A 25,662-nucleotide genomic window follows, 5' to 3' on the forward strand; every position below is an offset into this window, starting at 1 on the left:
AAAATAAAAAATAAGGCCCCTTTAAACCATAAAGTTACGAATAATGAATGTTGAAATAAGCATGCTGAATGCAAGCGCAGGCAAATGATCATCCATTATTAATTATTCATTATTTACAAATTGTAATTTGTAATCCGCAATTAATCATAAATTTACTTATGGACATTGTAATAATTGGAACCGGGAATGTGGCCCATTGTTTTGGCCAGCTGCTGAAACTGAATGGGCACCAGGTGATACAGGTGCTGAGCCGCCATATAGACCATGCCCGGGACCTGGGGGAAATGCTCAATGCCCCCTACACCGATGATTTAACGGATATAAATATGAATGCGGATGTTTATCTCCTGGCCGTCAGCGATGCCGCCATCCCGGAACTGAATGATCAGCTCCGCCTGGGCAAACGGATCGTAGCCCATACGGCAGGGGCCGTACCACTCAGCGCCATCTCCCGCATATCTGTCAATACCGGCGTATTATACCCTTTACAATCCATCCGTAAGGAACTCAAAACCTACCCGCCTATCCCGGTTATGCTGGAAGCAGGCAATGATGACGTACTCAGGCGTTTGCAGGCGCTGGCTGGCAGTATTGCCTCCCGTATTGCCATAGCAGACTCAACCCAGCGACTGAAATACCATCTCACCGCAGTGTTGTGCAACAACTTCACCAACCATCTTTTTGCCGAAGCCAAAGCTTATTGTGAGAAGGAGCAGCTGGACTTCACCCTGTTGCAACCTATTATTAAGGAGACTTTCGACCGGCTGGAGAAGTATGCTCCGGAAACGGTACAGACCGGTCCGGCCCTCCGTAAGGACAACGCTACCATGGACTTGCACCGTTCCCTCCTGGCTGATAATGAACATCTCTTACGGGTATACGAAGTGCTGAGTGAAGCCATCTACCGGCTGCATCATTAATCATAAGTAGTGTAACATCCCCGCACAATTCAATTTGTTATCTGTAATTGCTATTTTTGGGGCCGTTACAGAAAAATTCTACATGAATATATTAGCTTTATTTAAACCTATTACCACTTTTGTCCTGGATGTGGATGGTGTTTTGACGGATGGAACGTTGCAGCTGCTGCCCGGCGGGGAAATGTCGCGCAAAATGAATATCAAAGACGGCTATGCCTTACAGCTGGCGGTCAAAAAGGGTTACCGTGTGGTGATCATCTCCGGTGGAAAATCGGAGAGCGTGGTAAGTCGCCTGCAGGGACTGGGCATCAAAGATATCTATACCGGTATTCACGATAAAAAGGAAAAACTGCAGGATTATGTATTTGAGCATGATCTTGCCTGGAACGAGATCCTGTATATGGGAGATGATATACCGGATTACCAGGTGATGCAGCTGGTGGCGCTGCCGGTTTGTCCGGCAGATGCGGTACCGGAAATAAAAAGCATCTCCAGATATGTATCACCGGTACCGGGTGGCCATGGCTGCGTACGGGAAGTGATCGAAAAAGTACTGAAGCTGAATAACCACTGGCTGATGGACGAAGGCATAGCATCGAAATAAAACACTACACTATGAAACTCTGGGCTGCATTTTTTAAACTGGTGAGATATCCCAATCTCATATATATTGCCCTAACCCAGTTTTTGCTGCAATATTGCGTGGTAGCACCTGTATTGCACAGCACCGGTGAAGAACCGTCACTTTCTGTGCCGCAGTTCATTCTGTTGAGCCTTTCTACCGTGCTGATTGCTGCCGCGGGCTATATTATCAATGATTATTTTGATATCAACATTGATATTGTCAACAAGCCCGATAAAATGGTGCTGGATAAAATCATCAGCCGCCGCTGGGCAATGGCCTGGCATACCATATTTAATATGGCCGGTGTGTCACTGGGTTTTATCGTAGCCTGGAAAACAGGCCAGATCTATCTGGGCTTTACCCAGGTGATCTGCTCCCTGCTGTTGTGGTTTTACTCCACTTCCTTTAAAAGGCAGGTACTGATCGGCAACGTGGTGATCTCCCTGCTGACCGCCTTATCGGTGGTAGTAGTGGGCTTTTACGAGAAACAGATCTACGAAAGCTTTGAGGCCATCATGTCTCCTTCCGGAAGGAAACTGATACAGATCATTGGTGTGTATGCGTTGTTTGCCTTTATCATTTCCATGATAAGGGAAATTGTGAAAGACCTGGAAGATATGATCGGTGACAGTAAAGACGGTTGCCGTACAATCCCCATCATCTGGGGCGTGCTGCCGGCCAAACGCCTGTGCAACATCCTGCTGTTGCTGCTGCAGATAACCATTGTCGCGGTGGAAGTAAGGGTATGGATATTGGGTTGGTATGGTGCCATTATTTACCTGTTGCTGTTTGTGCAGTTGCCCTGCATTTACGTTTACTGGCTGTTGAAGAAGGCACACCTGGCGGCACATTACCACAAGGTGAGTTCCATTGTAAAGCTGGTGATGCTGACGGGTATTTTATCCATGATATTTTTTAAACTTTTGTTATAGATGTATAAAGGCGCACCTGTTGTGCTGGCTTCCCAGTCGCCCCGCAGAAAACAGCTGCTGGAGCAGGCTGGCATCCCTTTCGAAGTGAAGGTGGTGGAAACAGCAGAAACTTATCCTCCCGGGCTGGCTATAGAGCAGATTCCCATTCATATTGCAGAGCAGAAGGCGGAAGCCGTGATGGCGCTATGTACGCCGCAGGACATTGTGATTGCGGCTGATACGGTGGTGGTGCTGGATGATACCATCATCGGCAAACCCAAAGACCGGGAAGACGCTATCCGTATCCTGACTGCGCTGAGCGGCCGGGAACATCGGGTGATCACCGGAGTGGTGATCCGCCGCAATGGAGTGGAGACAGCTTTCTCCCAAACAACTACCGTACATTTTAAGCCTCTCACCCCTGATCAGGTGAGTTATTATGTAGATAATTTCAAACCCTACGATAAGGCCGGTGCTTATGCGATCCAGGAATGGATCGGCGCGGTGGGCATCGACAGCATCCATGGCTGTTTTTACAATGTAATGGGACTGCCGGTGAGCAGGGTCGTGGAAGAACTCAGCAAGTATTAAAAATCAGAGAGGCTGTCCCGTAATGGAGACAGCCTCATATATAATTATAATGGTTGGTTCGTGCCGGTAGGCACCAATATCTTACTCGAGAACTAACAGGTTTACATCTTTCTTTTTCAGCCATCCGCCTTCTTTCAGTTTTTGCAGGTTGATGGTTCCCACCACATATCTCCATTCAGGCGATTCATACTTTTCAGAGATATTGAAAAATTCTGTCAGGTCTACCTGGTCAGGTGTTTTATAGCGCAGGTATACTTTCAGCTTCACGTCGTTGGAGAAGTTGGGCTGGTTGTTTTGTTTGATTTTTTTGTATTCGTAGCGGTAGTTGTACAGCAGGGCAGAGATGTCGGAGAGAACGGCGCTGCCGGTGGCGGTACCGCCGGCACCTTTACCTACGAAGAACTGTTTGTCGGTGAAGGCACTTTCCAGGAGGATGCCGTTGTATTCGTTGTACACGTCGAAGAGCAGGTTGTGTTCCTTTACCAGGTGTGGTAATACATAGGAGTACACGCTTCCGTTCTGGCGGCGGCATTGTGCGATCAGTTTGATGGTACAGTTACGTTGTTTGGCGAACTGTATATCGAAGTCATTGAGATGATGGATACCGAAGTTGAACACTTCTTCGGGTTTTACGAAAGTACCGAAGGCGTGGAGGAGGAGGATAACGATTTTAAATTTGGGATCGTATCCTTCGATATCGAGGCTGGGGTCTGTTTCGGCGAAGCCCAGATCCTGCGCCTGTTTGAGGGCGGTATCAAAGCTGAGGTTTTCTTCGAATATTTTGGTGAGGATATAATTCGTAGAGCCGTTACAGATACCTTCCACCGCGTTGAGGAGGTCGTTATCGTAATATTCTTCCAGGTTGCGGATGATGGGAATACTGGCGCAGCTGGACGCTTCATACAGGAAAGGCACTCTATGAGCTGACTGGAGTTCGTACAGGGCAGGCAGGTTTTCAGCGATCATACGTTTGCTGGCGCTTACTACGGCTTTACCGTTGCGGAGCGCGGTGCTTACGATGTCGAAGGCCGCTTCTGTGTCGTTGATCAGCTCTACCACTACGTCAATAGTAGGATCTTCGAGGATTTCATTTTTATCGGTCGTAAAATAGCTGTTGTCGATAGGTCTTGATTTGTTAGGGTCTTTAATGCAGATCTTTTTGATGCGTGCATTAATACCTTTGGTCCTGTTCAAAACCTCGTACAGACCTTGTCCTACGACGCCGAAGCCGAAAATACCCAGATTGATGATCTTGTTTTCCATACTTTAGTACATAATTGGTTGGTGCTGTCAGCGTTCAGTGTTGAAGCGGCCTGTGGCGGCCTATAGCTGTGAGCTGACAGCTATTGTAAAACAGTGATTTGTTTGCCGGCTGGATGGTTTAGTTTATCCAGTGCCTGTTTGAGGTCGTTGATGAGGTCTTCCGCATCTTCGATCCCTACTGATAACCGGATGCAGGAGTCCTGCAGTCCTGTTTTTTTCCGGAATTCTTCCGGTATGTTGCGATGTGTCATAGTGGCCGGGTGGGCCAGCATACTTTTCACGCCGCCGAAGCTTTCCGCGAGTTTAAACAGCTTGGTAGCGTTGACGATGCGGATCGCGTTTTTGATATTGTCGCTTTTGAGCGAGAAACTGACGAGTGCACCGTAGTTTTTCTGCTGTTTGCGGGCGATATGATGGTTTTTATGGGAGGCGAGTCCCGGATAATATACTTTGTCTACTGCCGGATGCGCGGCCAGCCAGTTAGCGATGGTGCTGGCATTGCTGCATTGTTTTTCGAACCGGAGGTAGAGTGTTTCTATCCCGCGGATGGTCAGCCAGGCTTCAAACGGACTCAGGATACTGCCGGAGATGTTCTGATTGTACCGGATCTGGTCTGCCAGGGCTTTGGAATTGACCACCACTAGTCCGGCGATCACATCACAGTGGCCGGCCAGGTATTTGGAGGCGCTGTGGATCACGATATCGGCGCCCAGTGTGAGCGGTTGCTGCAGCAGCGGGGTGCTGAAGGTATTGTCTACCGCCAGCAGTATATTATGTTGTTTGGCAATTTTGCTGATAGATTTGATATCAGAGACGCGCAAAGTAGGATTGGTAGGAGATTCCAGCCAGATGATGCGGGTATTGGGTGTGATGGCGGCCAATACTTTGTCGAGGTTGCTGGTGTCTACAAAATTTACTTTGATGCCAAAACGTTCGAACATGTGGTTGAAGATCTGGAAGATGCCACCATAGGTATCTTCCACGGCCATGATTTCGTCGCCGGATTTCAGCAGTTTGAGTACCGCGTCGATGGCAGACATGCCGCTGGCAAAGGCGAAGCCGGCATAACCTTCTTCCAGGCTACAGATGAGCTCTTCCAGTACTTTACGCGTGGGATTGTTGGCCCGCGAAAATTCAAAACCTTTATTGATGCCCGGTGATTCCTGCACAAAGGTGGATGTCTGATAGATAGGTACGGAAATCGCACCTGTCAGTTCATCTACCGGAATGCTATGAATCAGTTGTGTAGCTGTTTTCATGTTAATAAAATTTTAATGAAGTCACAAATAGTCATGCTATTACGTGCAACTTTATCATTAAAAATCTACTTAAACAACCTTATTTCCAGGAAGTGACGGGAGAGGGCAAAAAAATAGCTCTTCCGGGTGTTGGAAGAGCTATTAATCAAATAATATATCTGGTGAAGAATTATCTCTGCCAACTTATCTTTCCCCGGTATTACCGGGGCAGGAATTAGCACCTTTTTCCTGATCTGTTGAATCAGGAAAGGTTGCTAAGGCATCGCAGGGCCAAGTCCCTCCGCCTTTCTGGATAAGTGATGTATAAGAACTGGGTGCAAAGGTAATGGCAGTTTTATCAATTTTCCAAATTTGGGAGCAGAATTTATTTTCCGGCAGCGGGTGAATTGTTATCTTTAGGAACATTGTTTTATTGACCAACCATATCTTTATGAGTGTTAACCCCCCGCTCTCAGAGGCGCTGTTCCAGCATATCTGGAAGTGCCGTCTGTTCAGGCAGGACAGCCTGGTGGCCATCACCGGAGAAGCTGTCCAGATCATCAGCCCTGGTATACAAAATCATCATAGCGGTCCTGATTTTACGGCGGCCCGTATCCGGATTGACGGCATTTTATGGGCCGGCCCGGTAGAGCTGCATCTGCGCTCGTCTGACTGGTACCGGCATGGGCATGCCGGCAATGAGCAGTACCGGCATATCATCCTGCATGTGGTGTATGTACACGATCTGCCGGAAGGTATTGGCGGACACATTCGTTGTCTGGAACTACAGCCGTATATCTCCAATCTGTTGCTGGAGCGGTATGAGGAGCTGAGGCGTACAGCAGCCTTTGTGCCCTGTAGTGCGCATGCCGGCAGGGTTTCCCGGTTGATCTGGACTGGCTGGCAGGAGCGCCTGCTGGCCGGACGCTGGGAACGGCGCTGGCAAGAGCTGCTGCACTGGCTGGGTATCAATGGCTTCAACTGGGAAGAGACCTGTTACTGGTCACTGGCCCGCAGTTACGGAGCCCCGGTGAATGCCCGGCCTTTTCTGCAACTGGCGCAGTCGTTGCCCTATACCGTGCTGCAATGGCATTACGATCGGCCGCTGGCGGCGGAAGCTCTGCTGTTTGGCCAGGCTGGCATGCTGGAAGGACCCTTTGCCGACGTATATCCTTTACAGTTACAACAGGAATACGGACAGCTCCGTCAGCGCCACCAGCTGGAACCTATGATGGCCCATCAGTGGAACTGGCTCAGGATGCGGCCTTCAGCCTTCCCTGCCATGCGTATCGCCAGCTTCGCGGCGCTGATACAACAACGACGGCAGCTTTTTAGCCGTATCCTGGAAGTGCGTAATATCCGGGAACTGGAACAGCTTTTTTTCGTTCCCCCTTCCCCGTATTGGCGCACGCATTATCGCTTCGGACGCAGTGTACGCCACACCCGCCAGCCCGGGCGGCAGGCACTGCATACGGTATTGATCAACAGCGTATTGCCGCTGCTCCACCTGTATGGTCAGCAGCGTCAATCGGCTTATTTCCAGGAGCTGGCACTATCGCTGCTGCAGCAGCTGCCGGCAGAAAATAACCATATTACGCGGGCCTGGAAAAAGCTGGGTGTCGTACAGGAAAATGCATTGGCATCACAAGGGCTCCTGGAGTTGAAGCAGTATTATTGCGAACAGAAGAGATGTCTGGAATGTGCAGTAGGGACGCGGATTCTGGGCGGGTAGGTAAAAACAAAGGCGCAGAGGAAGACGGTTGTCAAACTCCTTTGCGCCTTTGTAGCTTTGCGTTTCCGCGAAAATTACCAGTTGAAGGTAATATCCTGTTTAATGTCAGGATGGATGCTTTGTGCTACGGGGCAGGTATGGGCGGCTCTTTCGAGGATGGTCTTTTCCTTGTCACCGAGGCCATGACCAGCCGGCATATCGAATATTACGTTGATACCGGTGATACGACGGGGTTCTGTGCCCATGATCTTGGTCACACTGATTTTTGTGCCATCGATAGGCCAGTTGTTGTCTCTGGCTTTGATGCCCATGATGGTGAGCATACAGGAACCGAGTGCTGCTGCTACCAGATCAGTGGGAGAGAAACGTTCGCCTTTACCATTATTATCTACCGGGGCGTCTGTTTCGATAACAGTGCCTGACTTCAGGTGTGTGGCTGTTGTTCTGAGCTCGCCGGTATAGATTATTTCAGCTGTTGCCATATTTTTGTTTTATAAAGACAGTTAAAATCTGTTTGATATCAACTGTAAAATAAATGTATTTTTAGTAGATGAGAAAGCCGGAAAGATGCACTGGCAAACTCGGAAAAAATTAGGTACGTTTGTAATATTAATATAACAATACCTTTGTTCAAGCGTTTATTTATTACATAATAGCCCATCACTGTGAAAAAATTATACATCATCCTATTTTTAGCAACGATCTCCGGAGGTTTGTATGCACAGACAACAAACCGGCCTTCTACATCTTCCAAAAGAACTGAGAAAGAAGAACGCAAACTGAAGAAGATTGCCATATTCCGGGAGCAGGAGGAAGGAGAGAACGTGTTTCAGCGTGATTTTTCCGTGGGCGCCCGTTTGAATACGGATGGCTGGTCAGGCTTTGTGGAGATGGGCTATCGTAAGAGCCGCAAAGTGGTGAATTATTTTCAGTTTGAATTTGCAGAGAAGAAAAATCCCAAGGAAACCAAACGCCAGGGCTCCGGTGGCAGTGGCTTCTCCTTTACGGAAAGGCCGTTTATCTATGGAAAGGTCAACAACTTCTACCAGGCTAAGCTGGGCATCGGACAACGATATCTGATCGGCGGCAAAGCCAATAAAAACGGAGTGGAGGTAGATGCCATCTACTATGGAGGCCTGTCTGTAGGGCTCCTGAAACCTTACTATCTGAATGTTAAGAGCCAGGACGGCCCTGAACAGGAAGTGAAATACGATCCCAGCAATCCAAACAATAACTTCCTCAACGATGGTAAAATCATCGGTGCTGCCGGCTTTGGAAAGGGCTGGAGCGACCTGAGCGTAGTGCCCGGATTACATGCCCGCGCAGGCCTCCGCTTCGACTGGGCCCACTTTAATGAAGTCGTAAGCGCCCTGGAGATCGGTGTAAATGCCGAGATGTATACTAAAAAGATACAGATCATGGCAAATCAGGATGATAAACAGTTTTTTTTTAATGCATATGTAAGCTTGCAGTTTGGTAAGCGCTGGAATAGGAGATAAGTATTAACTTTGTTTTTTTAAAGAAAGGAATCAGCGATGCAAGAACTACCCGTTATAGCTGCCGAACCGGCCACCACAAGAGTGAAAAAGCCCGACTGGCTGCGCGTTAAGTTACCTATAGGCGAGAACTACAAGCAGGTAAGAAACCTGGTAGATACCCATAAATTACATACGATCTGCGAAAGCGGCAACTGCCCGAACATGGGCGAGTGCTGGGGAGCCGGCACGGCCACTTTCATGATCCTGGGCAATATCTGTACCCGCAGCTGCGGCTTCTGTGCCGTAGCCACCGGCCGTCCGGAAGCGGTGGACTTCGACGAGCCACAACGTGTGGCAGAAGCCATCTACCTCATGAAAGTAAAACATGCGGTGATCACCTCTGTAGACAGAGATGAGCTGAAAGATGGCGGTTCCATCATCTGGGCCAATACTATCAATGCCGTAAGAGCCCTGAACCCGGATACCACCATGGAAACACTCATTCCCGACTTCCGTGGCCAGTGGGAAAACCTCCAGCGCATCATAGATGTAGCACCCGAGATTGTTTCCCATAACCTCGAAACAGTGGAAAGACTGACCAAACAGGTTAGAATACAAGCTAAATACCATCGCAGTCTGGAAGTGATCCGTCGGCTGAAAGAAGGCGGCATGCGTACCAAAAGCGGTATCATGCTCGGACTGGGTGAAACCAAGGAAGAGGTGGTACAGGCTATGCAGGACCTCTATGACAACGGCTGCGATGTGGTAACACTGGGCCAGTACCTGCAGCCTACTCCCAAACATCTGCCGGTAGTACGCTTCGTACATCCCGACGAATTTGCGGAATTACGTGAGATCGGTTACAACATGGGACTCGACTACGTAGAGGCAGGTCCGTTAGTAAGATCTTCCTATCATGCAGAGAAACATATTGTCAGCGGTCGTAATAAAGGATGATCGGAGAAGAATTTTCAAGTAATTGTTAAAATCCACCCTATGGGTGGATTTTTGTTTGGAGAAGGTTATCTTAGCGCCTCAATTTAATTTTACCTAAGCAACAGCATATCTGTTGCTCCTACCTACTCGCTGTTATTGGTTGTTGTTCAATCGCTGTAACCCACCGGACTATGCCACGGTTATCGCCCAGATTGAATAAGCAGCTTTCAGTCGACTCACCTGTTTACTGCCATTGCAGCATACCATGGTTATACTTTAACGGTTTGACTATGCGCAGAGGAAATCTCTAGAAATAATGGAGCATGAAGGCCTTAACAGGTCTGCCTGTTAACGCGTTGTGCTTTCGATTGGTACAATGAAGAACTGAATGTCAAAAGCCTTTTATGAAAAGAGCATTTTACTTTTTGGCTGTTGCCTGCGGGATGTTATTATCCCCGCAACTTTATGCGCAACAACCTGCTGATTCTGTTTTAACCAGCGCCACGCTGCAGGATTGCATCCGGTATGCGCTGTCGCATCAGCCGGTGTTAAGACAGTCCAGGATAGATGAAGCCATCACCGACAGGACTGTCAAAAGCAAGCTGGCAGACTGGTATCCGCAGGTGAACCTGGACTACAATATCCAGCATTATCTGGAACTGCCAACTTCCATTTTTGGTGGCAACCCTACCAAAGTAGGTGTGGCCAACACTTCTACCGCACAGTTCGGGCTTAATCAAAACATCTTTACCCGCGATCTGCTGCTGGCATCCAATACGGCAAAGGATGTACGAAAACAGAGCCAGCAAAACACCGTCCGCAATCAGATTGATGTGGTGGCCAGTGTGAGCAAAGCCTATTATGACATCCTGCTGACCAATCAGCAGATCCGTGTACTGGACGAAGATATCCTGCGTCTGGAGCGCAGCCTGAAAGATGCCCGCAATCAGTATGAAAGCGGTACCGTTGATAAGATCGACTTCAAGCGTGCTACTATCTCACTCAACAATGCCCGTGCACAGCAGAAATCCGCCCGTGAACTGCTTACAGCCAAACAGGTATACCTGAAACAGTTGATGGGTTATCCTGACAATGCCGGCGCTGTGCCACTGGTATATGATACTGCACAAATGGTACAGCAGGTGGCAGGTGAAGATACTACGCTTACTGCCAACTATCAGAACAGGATAGAATACCAACAGCTGCAAACACAACAAAGCCTGCAGAAAGCCAATCTGCAATATAACAAATGGAGCTTCCTGCCTTCATTGTCTGCCTTTGTCAACTACAGCTTTGCCTGGCAAAACCAGAGCTTCAGCAAGTTGTACAGCACCGACTATCCCAACTCTTTGCTGGGGCTTAAACTATCATTGCCCATCTTCCAGGGAGGCAAACGCATACACAATATAAAAATGGCCGAACTGCAACTGCAACGCACAGACTGGGATTTTACCACACTGAAAAACCAGATCAATACACAGTATGCGCAGGCGCTGGCTATCTATAAAAGTAACCTGAACGATTTCATGACCCTGAAAGAAAACATGGCCATGGCACAGGATGTCTACAATATGCTGCAACTGCAATATAAAGAAGGCATCAAAACCTACCTGGACGTGCTGATTTCAGAAACAGACCTGCGCACCGCGCAGCTGAGTTATTACAACGCTATGTACCAGGTGCTGTCGAGCAAGATAGACCTGCAAAAAGCATTAGGAACCTTAACAGCTAATTATTAAATGGTAACCGGATCGGATATGAAAAAAATGAACCACTTTGTCTTAATCAGCGCTGCCGGCCTGCTGGGTTTTACTGCCTGCAAGGGGCCTGCCCAGAAAGGAGCGCCAGCTATGCCCCCTACGCCCGTGAACATTACGGAGGTATCTGTGGCACCGGCCGTTTATTACGACAAATTTCCCGCTACTGTAACAGCACTGAACAATGTGGAGCTGCGCTCCCAGGTGGCTGGTTTTATCACCGGTATCTTCTTTAAGGAAGGGGAAATAGTGCAGCAGGGAAAAACCCTGTATGAAATAGACCGTCGTAAATACCAGGCTGCCTATCTCCAGGCGGAGGCCAATGTTGCCAGCGCCAAAGCTAATTATAACAGGGCCAGAAAAGATGATGAACGCTACAAACGCCTGGCAGAACAGGATGCAGTAGCCCGTCAGATACTGGACAACGCAGAAGCTGCACTGGAAACTACCCGCAGCGCACTCGCAGCAGCAGAAGCCAACCTGGCCGCTGTACGTACAGACCTGGATTACTCCCTGATCAAAGCGCCGTTTACCGGCCGTATCGGTATCTCACAGGTAAGGCTCGGCGCACAGGTAAGCCCCGGCACTACACTGCTGAACACCATCTCCAGTGAGAATCCTATCGCGGTAGACTTTGTGATCAATGAAACAGATCTCTCCCGTTTTGCTGCGATGCAGGGCAAAAGTATCAACGCCGGCGATTCCACTTTCCGCCTGCAGCTGTCTGATGGTACCATGTACAATCATGGCGGCCGCATACTGGCTGTTGATCGTGGGGTAGATAATCAGACTGCTACTGTGAAGGTGAGGATAGAATTCAATAACCCTGACAGCCGGCTGAAAGATGGTATGAGCAGCGTATTGCAGGTGCTCAACGAACAATCCGGTGATCGGCTGATTCTGCCTTATAAAGCTGTAACAGAACAGATGGGCGAGTACTTCGTATTTGTAGCGAAAGACTCTGTAGCGGCTCAGCAGAAAGTACACCTGGGACCAAAGATCGGCGACAAAATCGTGATCATGGATGGTATCCAGGCAGGTGATAAAGTGATTGTGGAAGGCTTCCAGCGTTTACGTGATGGCGGCAAGATACAGATAGGAATACCGGCAGCACCACAGGGCGCTCCGGCGAAGAAATAGTTAATTAGCAGAATCAACAGCAGAAACTCATGATTGCAGATACTTTTATTAAAAGGCCCGTTACCGCAATAGTCATTTCTATTGTACTGGTGCTGGTGGGGATACTGGCGATGATGAACCTGCCCATTGGGCAGTACCCCGAAATATCGCCCCCCACGGTACAGGTAACCGGCAACTACACCGGTGCGGATGCACAAACGGTGGAGCAAACCGTGGCCACGCCCGTGGAAGTACAGGTAAACGGTACGCCCGGTATGACCTACATCTCCACCAATAATACAAGTAGCGGGCAAATGAGTATGACGGTCAACTTTGAAGTGGGTACCGATATCAATATTGCCGCACTGGACGTGCAGAACCGCGTAGGTATCGCACAACCAACGTTGCCTCAGGAAGTGCAGCGTTTGGGCTTGACCGTTAGAAAGCGTAACCCCAGCATCCTGATGCTGGTAGCGCTGTACTCACCCAAAGGCACACACGATATTACCTTCCTCGACAACTATACTAACGTATATGTAAAGGATGCATTGCTCCGTGCTAAAGGAGTAGGTGATATCTTCACACGCGCAGATGATTTCAGTATGCGTATCTGGCTGAAGCCCGATAAGCTGGCGCAGATGGGCGTTACCGCTGAAGATATCCGTGCAGCCCTGGCCGAACAGAACGCACAGATCACCGCCGGGTCCGTAGGTGCACCACCGCAGCAAACCGGTCAGACCTTCGAATACAACATCTTCACCAAAGGTCGTCTGAGTACGCCGGAAGAGTTTGGCAACATCATCATTAAAACACGTCCCAACGACGGTTCACTGGTATATCTCAAAGATGTAGCCCGTATTCAGCTGGGTAAGTTCAACTATGCCGGTAACAACTTCGTAGACGGCAAACGTGCTGCCTACCTGCTTGTATACCAGGCTCCCGGCAGTAACGCGCTGGAAACAGCTGCCAATGTTACTGAAGCAATGGAGCGGCTGAAGAAGCAGTTCCCCAACGATGTGGACTATGTAGTGCCTTTCGAATCTGTGTCTGTAGTAAAAGTGTCTATCGAAGAAGTGTTGCACACACTGGTGGAAGCGCTTATACTGGTGGTAATTGTGGTGTTCCTCTTCCTGCAGAGCTGGAGGGCTACCATCATCCCCATCCTTGCTATTCCGGTGTCTATCATCGCTACCTTTATCTTCTTCATACCATTAGGTTTTACCATCAATACCCTTACACTGTTTGGTTTCGTACTGGCGATCGGTATTGTGGTGGACGATGCCATTGTGGTGGTGGAAGCGGTACAACATAACATCGACCATGAGAAGATGTCTCCCAAAGAAGCTACCATACAGGCGATGAAAGAAATCTCCGGCCCGGTAATAGCCATTGCGCTTATCCTCGCCGCCGTGTTTGTGCCGGTAGGATTTATCCCCGGTATCGTAGGCCGCCTGTATCAGCAGTTTGCCATCACTATCGCCATCTCTGTACTGATATCCGCCTTTGTGGCGCTGTCACTCACGCCGGCCCTGTGTATGCTGCTGCTGAAACCCATGCATCTCGATAAGGACTCCAAAGGACTTAACAAGTTCTTCTATAAGTTTAACCGTTGGTTTGGTCATACCACTTCCCGTTATTCCATGGGTGTGAAGAAAAGCATCCGCTGGTCACGTTATGCCGTTGTCCTGCTGCTGTGTATTTTCGTAGGTACGGTCATGTTATTCAAATCCAAACCTTCCGGCTTTATTCCTACAGAGGATGAAGGCCGTCTGATCATCACTTTCGACCTGCCGGAATCTTCTTCCACAGAGCGTACGGTGAGTGTGATGAGCCAGATGATGAAAGATCTTGACAGCCTGCCGGGCATCAACCACTATGCTGCACTCGGTGGTCTGAATGCGGTGAACTTCTCTACTAAATCCAACAGTGGTACCATCTTTTGTTCACTGAAACCATGGAGTGAACGTAAAGCAGAATCTCTTCAGATATTTGGTATGGTGGCTGCCGTACAGAAAAAACTCAGCAAATACAAGGAAGCCAATGTGGTGGTGATTCCGCCACCGGCTATCCCTGGTCTGGGCCAGACTGCCGGTTTCTCATTTGTATTGCAGCAGAAAGCAAGTGGTGATATCAAGGCATTTGAGGGTGTATTGCGGAACTTCCTTGATACCGTCAACAAACGGCCGGAGATCGCCAGGGCCTTCTCCTTCTTTACCGCCCGTACGCCAGGCTATCAGCTGGACATCGATCGCGAGAAAGCCAAAAAAATGGGCGTGAAGATTTCAGATATCGCCACCGCTCTGCAAACCTATATGGGTAGTGCCTATATCAACGACTTCACAGTGTATGGACGTAACTTCCGTGTAGTAACACAGGCCGATTCCACCTATCGTGGAGATATCAAAAACCTGAGCCAGTTTTTTGTACGAAACAGCGCCGGAAGCATGGTACCGCTGAGTGCACTCACATCCTATAAGGTGATTGAAAATGCACCGGTGATATCCCACTACAACCTGTTCCGTTCTGCAGAAATCAATGGTAACCCGGCGCCAGGCTACAGTAGCGGCGATGCGATCAAAGCACTGAAGGAAGTAGCAGAGATATTGCCGGATGGCTATGGGTATGAGTTCTCCGGCCTTAGCCGTGAGGAGATATTATCCGGTTCCAAAACCGTATATATCTTTGCGTTATCCATCATCTTCGTATTTCTGTTCCTGGCAGCACTGTATGAAAGCTGGTCAGTGCCGTTCTCCGTACTGCTGGCTGTGCCTATCGGTGCTTTTGGTGCGATTACCGTACTAACGTTCCTGCCTAAACTGAGTAACAACGTATATGCGCAGATCGGTTTGATCACCCTCATCGGTCTGTCAGCCAAAAACGCCATCCTGATCGTAGAGTTTGCCAAAGAGCGTGTAGACAGAGGCATGGACCTGGTAACCGCCGCCGTAGAGGCAGCCAAACTGCGTCTGCGCCCGATCGTGATGACCTCTCTGGCTTTCCTCCTCGGTATCATGCCGCTGGTATTATCCTCCGGAGCCGGCGCTGAAGCCCGTAAAACCATGGGCTGGACCGTACTCGGTGGTATGTTTACCGCTACCTTCCTGGCCATCTTTATTGTGCCGGTACTGTATGTGGTGATCACCCGACTGGCTTATGGTAAAGAGAAACTGAGGAAGATGAAAGAGAATTATCAGTCAGTGCCAGAACATGACATACAACTGTGATGAGTATGATGCCGCTGATGTTCCTGATGAGCGGAGATCAGTGCAGAGATGGAATAAGATTGAGTTGTTTTTTTGAATAAATGAAGAGCCCGTTGATCGTTTGATCAACGGGCTCTTCATTTATTATTCGCTTTTATCTTCGTTTATCAGGAACATCAGCGGCATCATACTCATCGCGGTTTATTTTTTGCTGCAACCTCCACTCTGTGTAACCTACCATATACATCACCGCGATGATGACAGATCCTACGGTAATGTACCAGAACCAGTCTGTCTGGCCTTCGAAGAACAGGGCGCAGGCAAAACCGGTAGGTATGAGGATTGTGCCGATACGCCTGGAAATATAAGCTGCATCCTGGTTGGCCTCATGCCACATCTCCGGACTTTGGGTAGAGAGGACGCTTCGGTAGCCATACCATGTTTTGGTGCTTTTAGGAGGATAACGCCGGATAAAATACCCCATAAAGAAGAATAGTATCCCAGCGAAAATAGCCGCATTACAGTAAGTGGAATGCAAGAAATTCATGAACATGGGAGAGGGGTTTGGTTACTTATAAGGTACGAAAAAAATATGGGTTATGTATATCACCAGCAGCCTGTTCCATCCACTGGGGTGGTAGTGGCTTTAAAACAAAAAAGCTCCTGGTTTTTCCAGGAGCTTTTTATATGCTAAAAGTGATGACAGTTAATGCTTCAACTGTTGTTTCATGGATTGTACGTCCTTATTGAGTTGAGTGATGGCTGTTTGCTGGGATTGAATCACCTTCTGCTGTTCAATCAGATGAAGGGTGAGTTCTTCCACTTTTTGCAGAAGTTTTTTATTCATCTCACCTACATCAAGTCCGGATTCTTCAACTTCCGCGGCAGCGGGAATATCAGGCAGGTGTTTATGTTCGGTGATGTAGCGGGCCGTTTCCTGCAGGGAAGGGAGTGTATAGTCGGGATTAAAGACGTAGTCTGGCCAATCCTTTATGGTTACTTTTATCTTCTCTGCTTTTATGGTGCCTTTCACGGAGAGTTTTTCTTTAGGATCAACATCGATGCCTACATTACCGCCATTGGTGGCCAGTATGATATTGCCACCGGGAAGTTCATTGGCGACTGAAATATTGGAACCACCGCCGCTGCCAAATCCGAACCAGCCGCTGCGTTGATCAGGAGCGTTTGTCCGGGCATAAAATGACATATAGGAGTGGTCAAGTGTACCTGCAGTCAGAATAAGATTATTCCCACCTTTGTTCAGGTGCAGCTCTTTGTCGGTGCGAACACGTCCATCAGGGCCTTCCATGATCATTGCCCTCCACATGCCCCAGTTGCTGCCAGCCAGTCCCTGACGATAATAAATTCCACCATTGTTAAAGTTGAGCTGGTGGTACATGTCTCCGGTAGCGTCGCCCCAGGGGGCGAATGTCATCATGCCGGAGAAAGTGCCTGAGCCAGGGACATTGACGGTACTCCGGGCTTTAAAATCAAAGTGTACAATCTTATCGAACTGGATGGGTACTTCGTCGCTGTTTCTGGTGTCGTAGACGAAGACACCGGAGGCCGTGTTATATTGAGCACGCGCCCCCAGTGTCAGTAACAGCATAGGGTAAAACAGGATGAATTTTTTCATGTATGTTTTTATTGTTTGGTAGAATCTGCTGGTTGTTTCTTTTTACCGAACAGGCCGTTGAGTGTGTTTTTTACAGATTCACCGGCTTGTTTGCCTACATTTTCCAGCGGTTTGCCACCGGAAGGCTGTGTAGAATCTTTTTTGCCGCTCAATTGGTTTTTAAGCTCGTTTTTAAGGGCGTTCACCGCATTGTTCTTAATCTGGTTCACAGAGTCGCGTACAACGTTTTTAACGGTATCTATTTTGTTTTTAACGAGTTCGGTAGCCTGGTTTTTCAGGTTGTTAGCACTTTCCTTCAGGTCTGTTTTAAGAGATGGTTTCAGGATATTGCCACCCATGAGCACCTGCAGGTGTACGCTGTCGCCCAGGTTTACGGGGATACCTCTGCTTTGGGCCTGAGAGGCGAGGTTATTAACCAGGGTGTTGCCGGCGGAACCCATCAGGCTGCGGGGCAGTGCCAGTTGCAGGGTGTAGTCCAGTGACTGGTCGAAGCCGTGTGAACCGGCGATGTTCATGCTGATACCATTTACAGATACTTTGAACGGATTCACTTTTACGCGGCCGTTTTCAAAGGCGAAGTAGTTTTTGATATCACGCAGGGAGACATCTTTCAGCTGGGAGATATTGAGTGTGCTGGCCAGCTGGTCTACCGGAGCAAACTGTTTGAGGAAGCCCTGGATGAGCAGGAGGTTACCATCACCGGTGAGGGTGCTGAGGTCGGGGCTCATGTCTTTACCCAGTTTACCATGCATCTTCAGCTGGGAGGTGATTTTGCCGGAGAGGAATTTACCGATAGGCATCAGTTTCTGTACGGTATTAAAAGTATTGAAGGTCTGTTGCACATCGAGGTTCTGTACATCGTAGGCGATGTTGATATCGGGATTGTTTTTGTTGTTTTTAGTGCTGTAGCTACCGTTGATTTCCATGGTACCCTGGAGGGCGTTGGCTTTCAGCTGCTGCATGGTCACTGTTTCATCTTTTACGAGCAGGGTACCGGTTACGTTGTTGAGTTCTGCTTTATCGTACAGTACTTTACCTACGGCTGTCTGCAGGCTGATGTTCAGGTTGGCTGGTACAGCAAAGGGGGCCATCGCAGCAGAATCCACTTTGGCAGGAGCGGTTTTGCCGTCGCTGGCAGCGGTGCTGGTGGTGCCCATGAATTTATTCACATTCACCTGGTCGGCTTTGAAGTTCAGTTTACCATCCAGCGGTGCATTTTTAAACATATAGGCGAGCAGGTTATTGACTTCACCATTGGCTTCGAAGTTGGAGCCGAGGTATTGCCCGCTGAGGTCTTTTACGGTAACGTTTTTAGGATTGAACTGGAGGAACAGGTTTTTTACGTTGACACCGTCGGGGTAGTCCTTGCTTTTGTACAGCATGTTGCTGAGTTGCAGGGTACCGGCGGCATAGAAGCGGTCGTATTGTTGTTTTTCGATGGCGCTCATATTGCCTTTGGCGGAGATGTCGGCATCGAGGAGGCCGCTGAGGGCGGTACCTGTTTCCAGTTTTACGAACTGGGTGATCTTGGAGAGATCTATCTTACCTTTTGCTGCGCCGTCGAGGTACATGTCGGATACCGGTGTTTTAACCAGCAGACGCAGGTCGAGGGGGGTATTATCCATTTCGAGGTGGCCGGTAGGCATGTCTACTACGGTATGGTCAGGTATGCCGTCAGGGTTGGTAACCTTCATGGCTATCTGAATATTTTTCACCGGCTTGGGGAGGTCAGGATACTGGAAGAAACCGTCCTTTATCCCCAGGTCGAGGCCGAAGGCCGGCATCTGTGAAGGGGAGTAGTTGCCTTTCACATAACCCCCGAAAGAGGCGGTACCGCTGGTTTTGATCTTATCAAAATCAGCTTTGTAGATAACCGGTATCAGTGACAGCAAGTCTTTGAATTGGGTGGAAGGTGCTTTAAAGCTGAGGTCCATGCCGTAGGTGGAGTCGTTCACCATTTTAAAGAACCCCTGCATGGCTATCTCGAGGTTGTTGAGGGCAGCCTTACCTTCTTTCAGTGTATACGTGCTGGTGGTATTGTCTATCTGGAGGTCAGCGTCCAGTTTGGTTTTTACGCTGGAGAGATAAGGTATCAGCCCATAGCGGAAGGTGATACCTTCTGCGGTGGTGCTGGTTTCCAGGGTGAATTTATCCTGGGTGAAATCGCCTTTGCCCTGGTGGGTCAGTCCATCAATGATCAGCCGCATGTTGCCCTGCTGGTCGTCATAGCTGATCCAGGCATCTTCGATTTTATATTGCTGCAGGCTGAGGGCGAAGCTGGTTTTGCCGGTATCTGCAGGAGAGGCCTGGGCAGTATCGGGTTTGGTGATGTTCCAGTTGGCCGCGCCGTTATTATGTACGATAGCGTTTATCCTTGGCTGTATAAGGGCTACATTGTAAATGTCCATTTTGTCCCCTTTGATAACGCTCATCAGGTTGAGGGCTACATCGATCTGTTTTACTTTCAACAGGGTATCACCTTCAAATTCTCCCGTGCCGGTCACCTGCAGGTCTTCGAGACCTACGGCCAGGCGTGGAAAATGCCGGAACAGACTGATGTCCACATCTTTAAAGTCTACTTTGGCAGTAAGATGTTTGTTGAGTTCTGTTTTTACTTTGGCCATGATCTTGTCCTTAAAAAAATAAGGAATGGCGATGGCTGCCAGGACCAGCACCACTATTATACCCGCTACAACTTTCAGGATTTTCTTGAGCATAGGTTGTCGTTTGATTTATGGGTGTGAAGGTAATTTTTTCCTTTAAAGGTGCAAAGAGGGCGCAGGGAGTCTTTTGTTATATAAGAATAGCCGTTGCCCCGAGATATGGGCTGTATTGGCTTGTTATTCAGTATGATGGGACCTTTTCGGGCCGGTAGGGAGCTCAATTTCATTTTTGTTATTTTTGCAGGATTCGGAAAAATATAAACGTATGACACCAGAAAGAAGAGAGCGGTTAATCTCCACCCTGAACAATCGACAGGCCAATTTAACCGTCGTATTGGAAGATGTGCAGGACCCGCATAATGTTTCGGCCGTATTACGTACCTGCGATGCGGTAGGTATCCAGGATGTTTATATCATCAATACACTGGAGCCACGGCGTAAGAAATGGGGCCACAGGAGCAGCAGCAGTGCGGCCCGTTGGCTTACCACCCATCAGTTTGACAATGCGGCGGAATGTTTTGCCGAGTTGCGCACCAGATACGACAAGATCCTGACCACTCATCTGTCCAGCGATGCGGTGAGTTTATATGATATCGACTTCTCCGGTTCGGTGGCATTGGTATTCGGTAATGAACAAATGGGCGTCAGCCAGGAGGTAAGGGCTATGGCTGATGGTAACTTTATCATCCCGCAAATGGGCATCATCAAATCACTCAATATCTCTGTAGCCTGCGCGGTCAGCATCTATGAAGCCATGCGGCAGAAAAAACTGGCAGGCCACTATGATAAGCCCGGACTGCCACCGGAACAGTATAATACCCTGTTGCACGAGTGGGGATATAAAGAAGAACTGGACGGAGAGTTATGATATAACAGCATAAAACAAGCATCCCGGTCAACTGACCGGGATGCTTTTTTTTATGCTGCAATTTTTAGTTCTCGATAACTATTAATGCATTGATATAGGAGTAGTCTCCATTGGCAGTTAGCGTCGGAGAATTTACAGAAAGTTTGATAACACCATTGGCATCAGGTGTTACGTTGTTGACAACCGTTTCCTGAGAAGTATTGTCCTTTATATCCTGTAAAATTTCATTACCGCCATTGACACGCCATGCGCCAAACCTTAAAATGGCTGGATTGCCGCCGTTGCTTCTTGCACCAACTAACCGGATGGTATAGGTTTTCGCAGGATTAAGCCCTTTGACCTGCAGGTTATCCATGCCGGTAGTGTATTTCAGGCTGTAGTTGAACCAGTAGCTTTTCAGGACGATATCAGGGACGATACCGCTGTTATTGCCGGTGGTGACACCAGCTGTGTCGGCAGCCTGGCTGCCGGCGAAAGGTGACCAGTATAATTTGCTATCTGATACGTTATCCACAATCCAGCTGGTTACAGGATCTGTCATGGTGATACGCTGATTGACAGAAGTGTTATACATGTTGAGCCATCCGGGGATAGGAGTGACCTGATTTTTACTAAAGTGTACCCGCATGGTTTTTTTACCGTTGTTGTCCGGGAATACTTTAACGGTAGCCTGTGCTGTCAGCACTTCACCGCTGGTGGTTGTTCCGGATACTTTAAATACAAAGGTTCCGTTGGTGAGGCCGGAGATGCTGGCTGTTGCCGTACTGCCATTGCCGATTACAGCGGTGTTGGGCCCGGAGAGCTGGCTCCACTGATAGGATGTTATACTGGCGCCATTAACAGGCAAGGCTGTCAGCTGCATGGTACTGAGTGTGGTGGTAGTATCGTTGAGCTTCAGTTGGGGCACCACCGGCAGGGTGCCCATTACACCGATATCCACAATGCTGACATGTGCAAAAGTGCTGGAGGGCCCTACACGCAGGGTGATGTCGACGGAATCACGTCCGGTGACATTGCTGAAGGTAATAGCCCGGTTATAGTCGGGTGTACCGTTAGTAGCATAACGACCATCCACGGATTGTGCATCTGTCCAGCTTTCCTCTCCCAGTTTGGCCTGCAATATACGCGGAGTGTTGGTATCATCCAGTCGGGCGCCCCATAGTTTGATGTAATATTTGTTGGCTTTGGCGAGCCCTTTAATGCGCAGGGTGACGCCATTGGGATTGATGGAAGTATGCAGGAACATGTTATCATAAACAGCTTCATAGGGATAGTCGCCTGCCGGTACTTTAAATCCATTGTAGTTGATAGCTTTGGTATCGGATGAACCAAAAGTACCCTGTGGGGCTCCGAGTAACTGTATGCTCATGTTAGTGGTAGCATTGGTGGTAGTTTTGAGTTGAGCGATCGCTGCTTTATCCGCAAATCCGGTCACTCCTCCGATACCAAACCAGTTGTTCCAGTATTTCCCGGAGGCATCGGGCGATGGTGTGGGTTTTCCATCGGGTAAATTGGAACCATTCAATGTGTTAATGTTGTCGCCGCCCAGGTCTACCAGGAGCCGGTAATTAAAGTCATCTACTCCGGGGTTGGTAGGTGTGGTCTTTTCTTCCAGTGTGGCAATATTGGAATAAGGTGTGACGGTGCCGTCTTTCAGTTCGGCTTTCACCCTGAAATATTGTTTGGCCTGATTGAAGCGGGAATAGTTTCGTTTTACAATGTTTTGGTCCTGCTCTACAGCAAACTGCGACCAGTTGGTTTTGTCCAGGGATGAATCGATTACATACCGTTTCACTCCCTTGATGGACTGAAAGTAATTCATCCAGGCGTCAAAGAGGTTGTTGGCAATAAACTGGTTGCCGGTACTGTTAAGATGAACACCATCGCCGTTATCGTATTGAGGCAATATGTTGCCTGTAGTCAGATCTGCCACGTCTTTGTATCCTTCTACATAACGTTTGGGCCATATCGCTCTGATACTGTCTCCCAGTTGTCTGAGCATATCTTTTTGCTGGGTAGTGTAATTGTTGCGGGGTTGTGTTGTTTCGAAGAAAACGGGAATACCTTGCTGCTGGGCCAGTGCATCTATTTTTTTCAGGTTGGCAATACTCTCATTCACGGAAATGCCGGAAGCCGGATCATTGGAGGGAAGTGATACGAAGATGAAGTCCGGGTTGAGGTTTAAGGCTGCTTCGATATTATGTCCTGATGCACCACCATTCAGAACAGGCAGTACATCTTTACTGCTATAGCCGGCAACTGCCAGGTTATCCCAGGTAGGACTATTGGTGTTGTTGGTTAACCATAATAATATTTTATCACCCAGCCGGTCCGGGTTGTTCAGCCCGTAACCCGCAAGGGTAGAGGATCCCAGACCGGTAACCTTCGGGCTTAGATACAAGGTTTTGGCATTGGTGGTCCATCTGACAGTAAACGTTTTTCCCGTATTTTCGAATGCGCCGGTTTGCAGTACCAGTGGTCCCCTTGAAGCAGGTGTACCTGGGTTGACATCAGTGCCATCCAGTGATAAATCCATCCCTCCCAGTGCTTCTATGTAAATATGATCGTTCTGTTGTAAGGCAGGATAAAAAACGATGCTGCCATTGTTATCATCTATTTTTACACCATTGGAATTACCTCTGTATTGAAGCAATCCATTTCTCAAAACTTTAATGGTGTAGCCACCCAGTGAGGGGTGCTGGAATACAGTGTCTCCGGCAGCAGGATACCCAGGTGTTCCTACCAGGAACTGTACCTGTTTTCCCATTTTTCTGAACATCGTAACTCCATCGCCACTGTTGTACAGATACCCGGTTACATCTTTGGTTTTATTTCTCAAAACCAGTTCGGCATTATGAATCTTTACGGAATCTTTTTCTATTCTCAACGGAGGTTGAGCAACAGCAGTCATTCCCAATAATAAGAGCGGGATTAGCAGAACTTGTTTAAACATACGGATGTATTAATAAGTTATCATGTGTTAAATGGAATCATAAAGTGATAGCCATTTTGTCTAGTGCTTCTATATAAATTTTTTCAGCCTGTGTCAGTGCTGGATAAAAAATGATTTTGCCGGCGATGCTGTCTATATTTACGCCACGTTGCGGATCTTTTTTCTGCAGTAATCCGCTTCGCCATACTTTAATCGATTTTTTCATCAGGGCAGGATGACTATAGGCAGTATCACCTGCTACAGGAGATCCCTGTGTACCTACAGAAAACTGTATTGCTTTTCCGGTCTGGCTGAAACCGGTGATTCCATCTCCTGTATTCAATAAATATCCTTTGATGTTTCTGGTGGTATTACGAATGACCATTGACTGGGTAATTATTTTTATCGAGTCAGGCCTCACCAGCATTTTAGACTGGGCTTTAACCTGCTGCAGGGATACCAACAGGAATAGTCCCATACTGTAACGTATCATACACAGTTACTTTAAATGAAAAAATATAGGGAGATGAAAGGGCATAGACATTCATCTTAAATTCACTTCTGCTAAAATTTATTGCTGTCCATATGTTTGGTATAGGGCAAACTGCCAGGGTTAAATTATGCTACATGGAATGAAAGTACAAAAGTTTCGTAATGTTGTTTGTGTTTTCTGTTGAAAGCGTTGCTGCTAAAGGGATGGATGGAAATAGAAAAGTTGTCTTGTAGTATCAGTTGTGTTTATATACCTTTGAAACACTATGAAATAATAAATGATCACTGCACCCATTAGTTATGAAGAAAATGAGATACTTTAAAACAATAGGTGATAAATTTAATGTGATGTATGAGCCTGGAAATCCCCCAAATGCAAGGATCTTACTTGATGAGCCCTTGTGACTCGATTCTGAGAAGTTTACTTATGAACAGCTGGAAATGAAAGAAGGCTAGTATGACTTGGATAGTTTAAATCTGGTGAGGTCGTGGAATGGGACAGCGTTAGGTATATCGTTATGGGTTTAATGGTAAGGAGAATGATAATGAGGTGAAGGGAGAGGGGAATCAGCAGGATTATGGGATGAGGGTGTATGATCCGAGGAGTGGAAAGTTTTCTGGTCGAAGGGATTGCGGAGAATAGTTGTAAGCATTGTTCCAGCGATGAAATTTATGTGCGTATTTTTATATAATTAATCGGTAGGACTTATTGTCTCTTCTAACCAGATATGCATTATCACCTTCAAAATAAAAAATGATGATCCAGGAAATCGGAAGGTTTTCAGCTAAATGGGGAAGTGTGCTAATAATAGGATTGAGTGTTCTTTTCATGATAATAACATTCATATTGCAGCTTCAGGGGGTTGAGGAATATGAATATTATGAATCCCGCTTTCATGAAGCAGTTAGTGTGCCGTTAGCGTATAATTACTGTATCAGTGTGTTTTTTATACTGTGTGCATTTAAAAAGGAATGGCTATGGCCTGTTAAGCGGAAAATTAAAAGATACTTTACCGGCCGGAAATAGAGAACCGCTGCAGGAATAAGCCGGCAGCGGTTCTTTATTTGTTTTTAATACCCGAGATTCCGTGGTGCTTTCCGGAAAGCGTTAATCGTTGTCATTGGTATTGGTAATAACATATTTTTCATGGTAAATCCAGGTAACGTGGCATATTCAGTTGTTTGATCATCTGGAAAGTGCGCGCTTCTATAGCCAGGTTTCTGGTATGCTGCTGGCTGAGCATAGTGCGCGCTTCCGCCAGTGTGGCGGGGCAGGGCATGATAAATACAGTGTTATT

At 47.9% G+C, this 25,662-nt stretch carries 20 protein-coding genes and 1 riboswitch; of the genes, 11 read left to right on the forward strand and 9 right to left on the reverse strand.

Annotated elements, in window-relative coordinates:
- The first annotated feature begins 158 nt into the window (after positions 1–158).
- The 4 genes from KD145_RS26050 to KD145_RS26065 all read left to right on the forward strand — a co-directional run bounded on the left by KD145_RS26050 (position 159) and on the right by KD145_RS26065 (position 3,047).
- Positions 159–920: a Rossmann-like and DUF2520 domain-containing protein gene (locus tag KD145_RS26050; RefSeq protein WP_212002747.1), complete on the forward strand. Its 762-nt coding sequence runs from the start codon at positions 159–161 to the stop codon at positions 918–920.
- A gap of 82 nt (positions 921–1,002) precedes the next feature.
- Positions 1,003–1,524, forward strand: coding sequence for an HAD family hydrolase (locus KD145_RS26055; protein WP_212002748.1), 522 nt, complete (start codon positions 1,003–1,005; stop codon positions 1,522–1,524).
- Positions 1,525–1,535: 11 nt separating this feature from the next.
- Positions 1,536–2,477, forward strand: coding sequence for a geranylgeranylglycerol-phosphate geranylgeranyltransferase (locus tag KD145_RS26060; protein WP_212002749.1), 942 nt, complete (start codon positions 1,536–1,538; stop codon positions 2,475–2,477).
- Positions 2,478–3,047 (forward strand): nucleoside triphosphate pyrophosphatase, encoded by a 570-nt coding sequence (locus KD145_RS26065; RefSeq protein ID WP_212002750.1) that lies wholly within the window; start codon positions 2,478–2,480, stop codon positions 3,045–3,047.
- Positions 3,048–3,128: 81 nt separating this feature from the next.
- On the opposite strand, the gene KD145_RS26070 is transcribed toward KD145_RS26065, so the two are convergent.
- Together KD145_RS26070 and KD145_RS26075 are read right to left on the reverse strand one after the other, a co-directional pair.
- Positions 3,129–4,310 (reverse strand): homoserine dehydrogenase, encoded by a 1,182-nt coding sequence (locus KD145_RS26070; RefSeq protein WP_212002751.1) that lies wholly within the window; start codon positions 4,308–4,310, stop codon positions 3,129–3,131.
- A gap of 80 nt (positions 4,311–4,390) precedes the next feature.
- Complete coding sequence (locus tag KD145_RS26075; protein ID WP_212002752.1) at positions 4,391–5,569, reverse strand: PLP-dependent aspartate aminotransferase family protein; 1,179 nt, start codon at positions 5,567–5,569, stop codon at positions 4,391–4,393.
- 180 nt (positions 5,570–5,749) lie between these two features.
- Positions 5,750–5,868, reverse strand: a riboswitch (SAM riboswitch).
- A gap of 131 nt (positions 5,869–5,999) precedes the next feature.
- Here KD145_RS26075 and KD145_RS26080 point away from each other — a divergent pair.
- Complete coding sequence (locus KD145_RS26080; protein ID WP_212002753.1) at positions 6,000–7,280, forward strand: DUF2851 family protein; 1,281 nt, start codon at positions 6,000–6,002, stop codon at positions 7,278–7,280.
- 74 nt (positions 7,281–7,354) lie between these two features.
- Here the strand turns inward: KD145_RS26080 and KD145_RS26085 are convergent, their stop codons facing one another.
- Positions 7,355–7,762: an OsmC family protein gene (locus KD145_RS26085; protein ID WP_113614867.1), complete on the reverse strand. Its 408-nt coding sequence runs from the start codon at positions 7,760–7,762 to the stop codon at positions 7,355–7,357.
- A 183-nt stretch (positions 7,763–7,945) separates the two neighbouring features.
- On the opposite strand from KD145_RS26085, the gene KD145_RS26090 reads away from it, so the two are divergent.
- From KD145_RS26090 to KD145_RS26110, 5 genes are all read left to right on the forward strand, one after another.
- Entirely contained in the window at positions 7,946–8,779 is an 834-nt protein-coding gene (locus KD145_RS26090) for a hypothetical protein (protein WP_212002754.1), read from the forward strand.
- Positions 8,780–8,815: 36 nt separating this feature from the next.
- Positions 8,816–9,715 (forward strand): lipoyl synthase, encoded by a 900-nt coding sequence (lipA, locus tag KD145_RS26095; RefSeq protein ID WP_212002755.1) that lies wholly within the window; start codon positions 8,816–8,818, stop codon positions 9,713–9,715.
- 383 nt (positions 9,716–10,098) lie between these two features.
- Positions 10,099–11,433: a TolC family protein gene (locus KD145_RS26100; RefSeq protein ID WP_212002756.1), complete on the forward strand. Its 1,335-nt coding sequence runs from the start codon at positions 10,099–10,101 to the stop codon at positions 11,431–11,433.
- Positions 11,434–11,451: 18 nt separating this feature from the next.
- Positions 11,452–12,591, forward strand: a complete 1,140-nt coding sequence (locus KD145_RS26105; RefSeq protein WP_212002757.1) for an efflux RND transporter periplasmic adaptor subunit — start codon at positions 11,452–11,454, stop codon at positions 12,589–12,591.
- Positions 12,592–12,620: 29 nt separating this feature from the next.
- On the forward strand, positions 12,621–15,794 hold the full coding sequence (locus tag KD145_RS26110) for an efflux RND transporter permease subunit (protein WP_212002758.1): 3,174 nt from the start codon (positions 12,621–12,623) through the stop codon (positions 15,792–15,794).
- A 133-nt stretch (positions 15,795–15,927) separates the two neighbouring features.
- Here KD145_RS26110 and KD145_RS26115 read toward each other — a convergent pair whose 3' ends face one another.
- The 3 genes from KD145_RS26115 to KD145_RS26125 form a co-directional block, all read right to left on the reverse strand.
- A complete protein-coding gene (locus tag KD145_RS26115) occupies positions 15,928–16,326 on the reverse strand; it encodes an SdpI family protein (protein ID WP_212002759.1) in 399 nt (132 codons plus the stop codon).
- A 153-nt stretch (positions 16,327–16,479) separates the two neighbouring features.
- Positions 16,480–17,409: a hypothetical protein gene (locus KD145_RS26120; RefSeq protein ID WP_212002760.1), complete on the reverse strand. Its 930-nt coding sequence runs from the start codon at positions 17,407–17,409 to the stop codon at positions 16,480–16,482.
- Positions 17,410–17,417: 8 nt separating this feature from the next.
- Positions 17,418–20,126 carry an AsmA-like C-terminal region-containing protein gene (locus KD145_RS26125; RefSeq protein WP_212002761.1) on the reverse strand — a complete coding sequence of 903 codons (2,709 nt, stop codon included), beginning with the start codon at positions 20,124–20,126 and terminating at the stop codon, positions 17,418–17,420.
- A 211-nt stretch (positions 20,127–20,337) separates the two neighbouring features.
- On the opposite strand from KD145_RS26125, the gene KD145_RS26130 reads away from it, so the two are divergent.
- Positions 20,338–20,940, forward strand: a complete 603-nt coding sequence (locus KD145_RS26130) for an RNA methyltransferase (protein WP_212002762.1) — start codon at positions 20,338–20,340, stop codon at positions 20,938–20,940.
- A gap of 64 nt (positions 20,941–21,004) precedes the next feature.
- On the opposite strand, the gene KD145_RS26135 is transcribed toward KD145_RS26130, so the two are convergent.
- The 3 genes from KD145_RS26135 to KD145_RS32520 all read right to left on the reverse strand — a co-directional run bounded on the left by KD145_RS26135 (position 21,005) and on the right by KD145_RS32520 (position 25,644).
- The gene (locus tag KD145_RS26135; RefSeq protein ID WP_212002763.1) at positions 21,005–23,893 is read right to left on the reverse strand and encodes an SGNH/GDSL hydrolase family protein; all 2,889 of its coding nucleotides are present in this window, start codon (positions 23,891–23,893) and stop codon (positions 21,005–21,007) included.
- Positions 23,894–23,930: 37 nt separating this feature from the next.
- On the reverse strand, positions 23,931–24,365 hold the full coding sequence (locus KD145_RS26140) for a hypothetical protein (RefSeq protein ID WP_212002764.1): 435 nt from the start codon (positions 24,363–24,365) through the stop codon (positions 23,931–23,933).
- A gap of 1,144 nt (positions 24,366–25,509) precedes the next feature.
- Positions 25,510–25,644 carry a hypothetical protein gene (locus tag KD145_RS32520; protein ID WP_256441232.1) on the reverse strand — a complete coding sequence of 45 codons (135 nt, stop codon included), beginning with the start codon at positions 25,642–25,644 and terminating at the stop codon, positions 25,510–25,512.
- Positions 25,645–25,662 lie beyond the last annotated feature (18 nt).

The sequence above is a fragment of the Chitinophaga sp. HK235 genome (assembly GCF_018255755.1).
Classification (GTDB): Bacteria; Bacteroidota; Bacteroidia; order Chitinophagales; family Chitinophagaceae; genus Chitinophaga.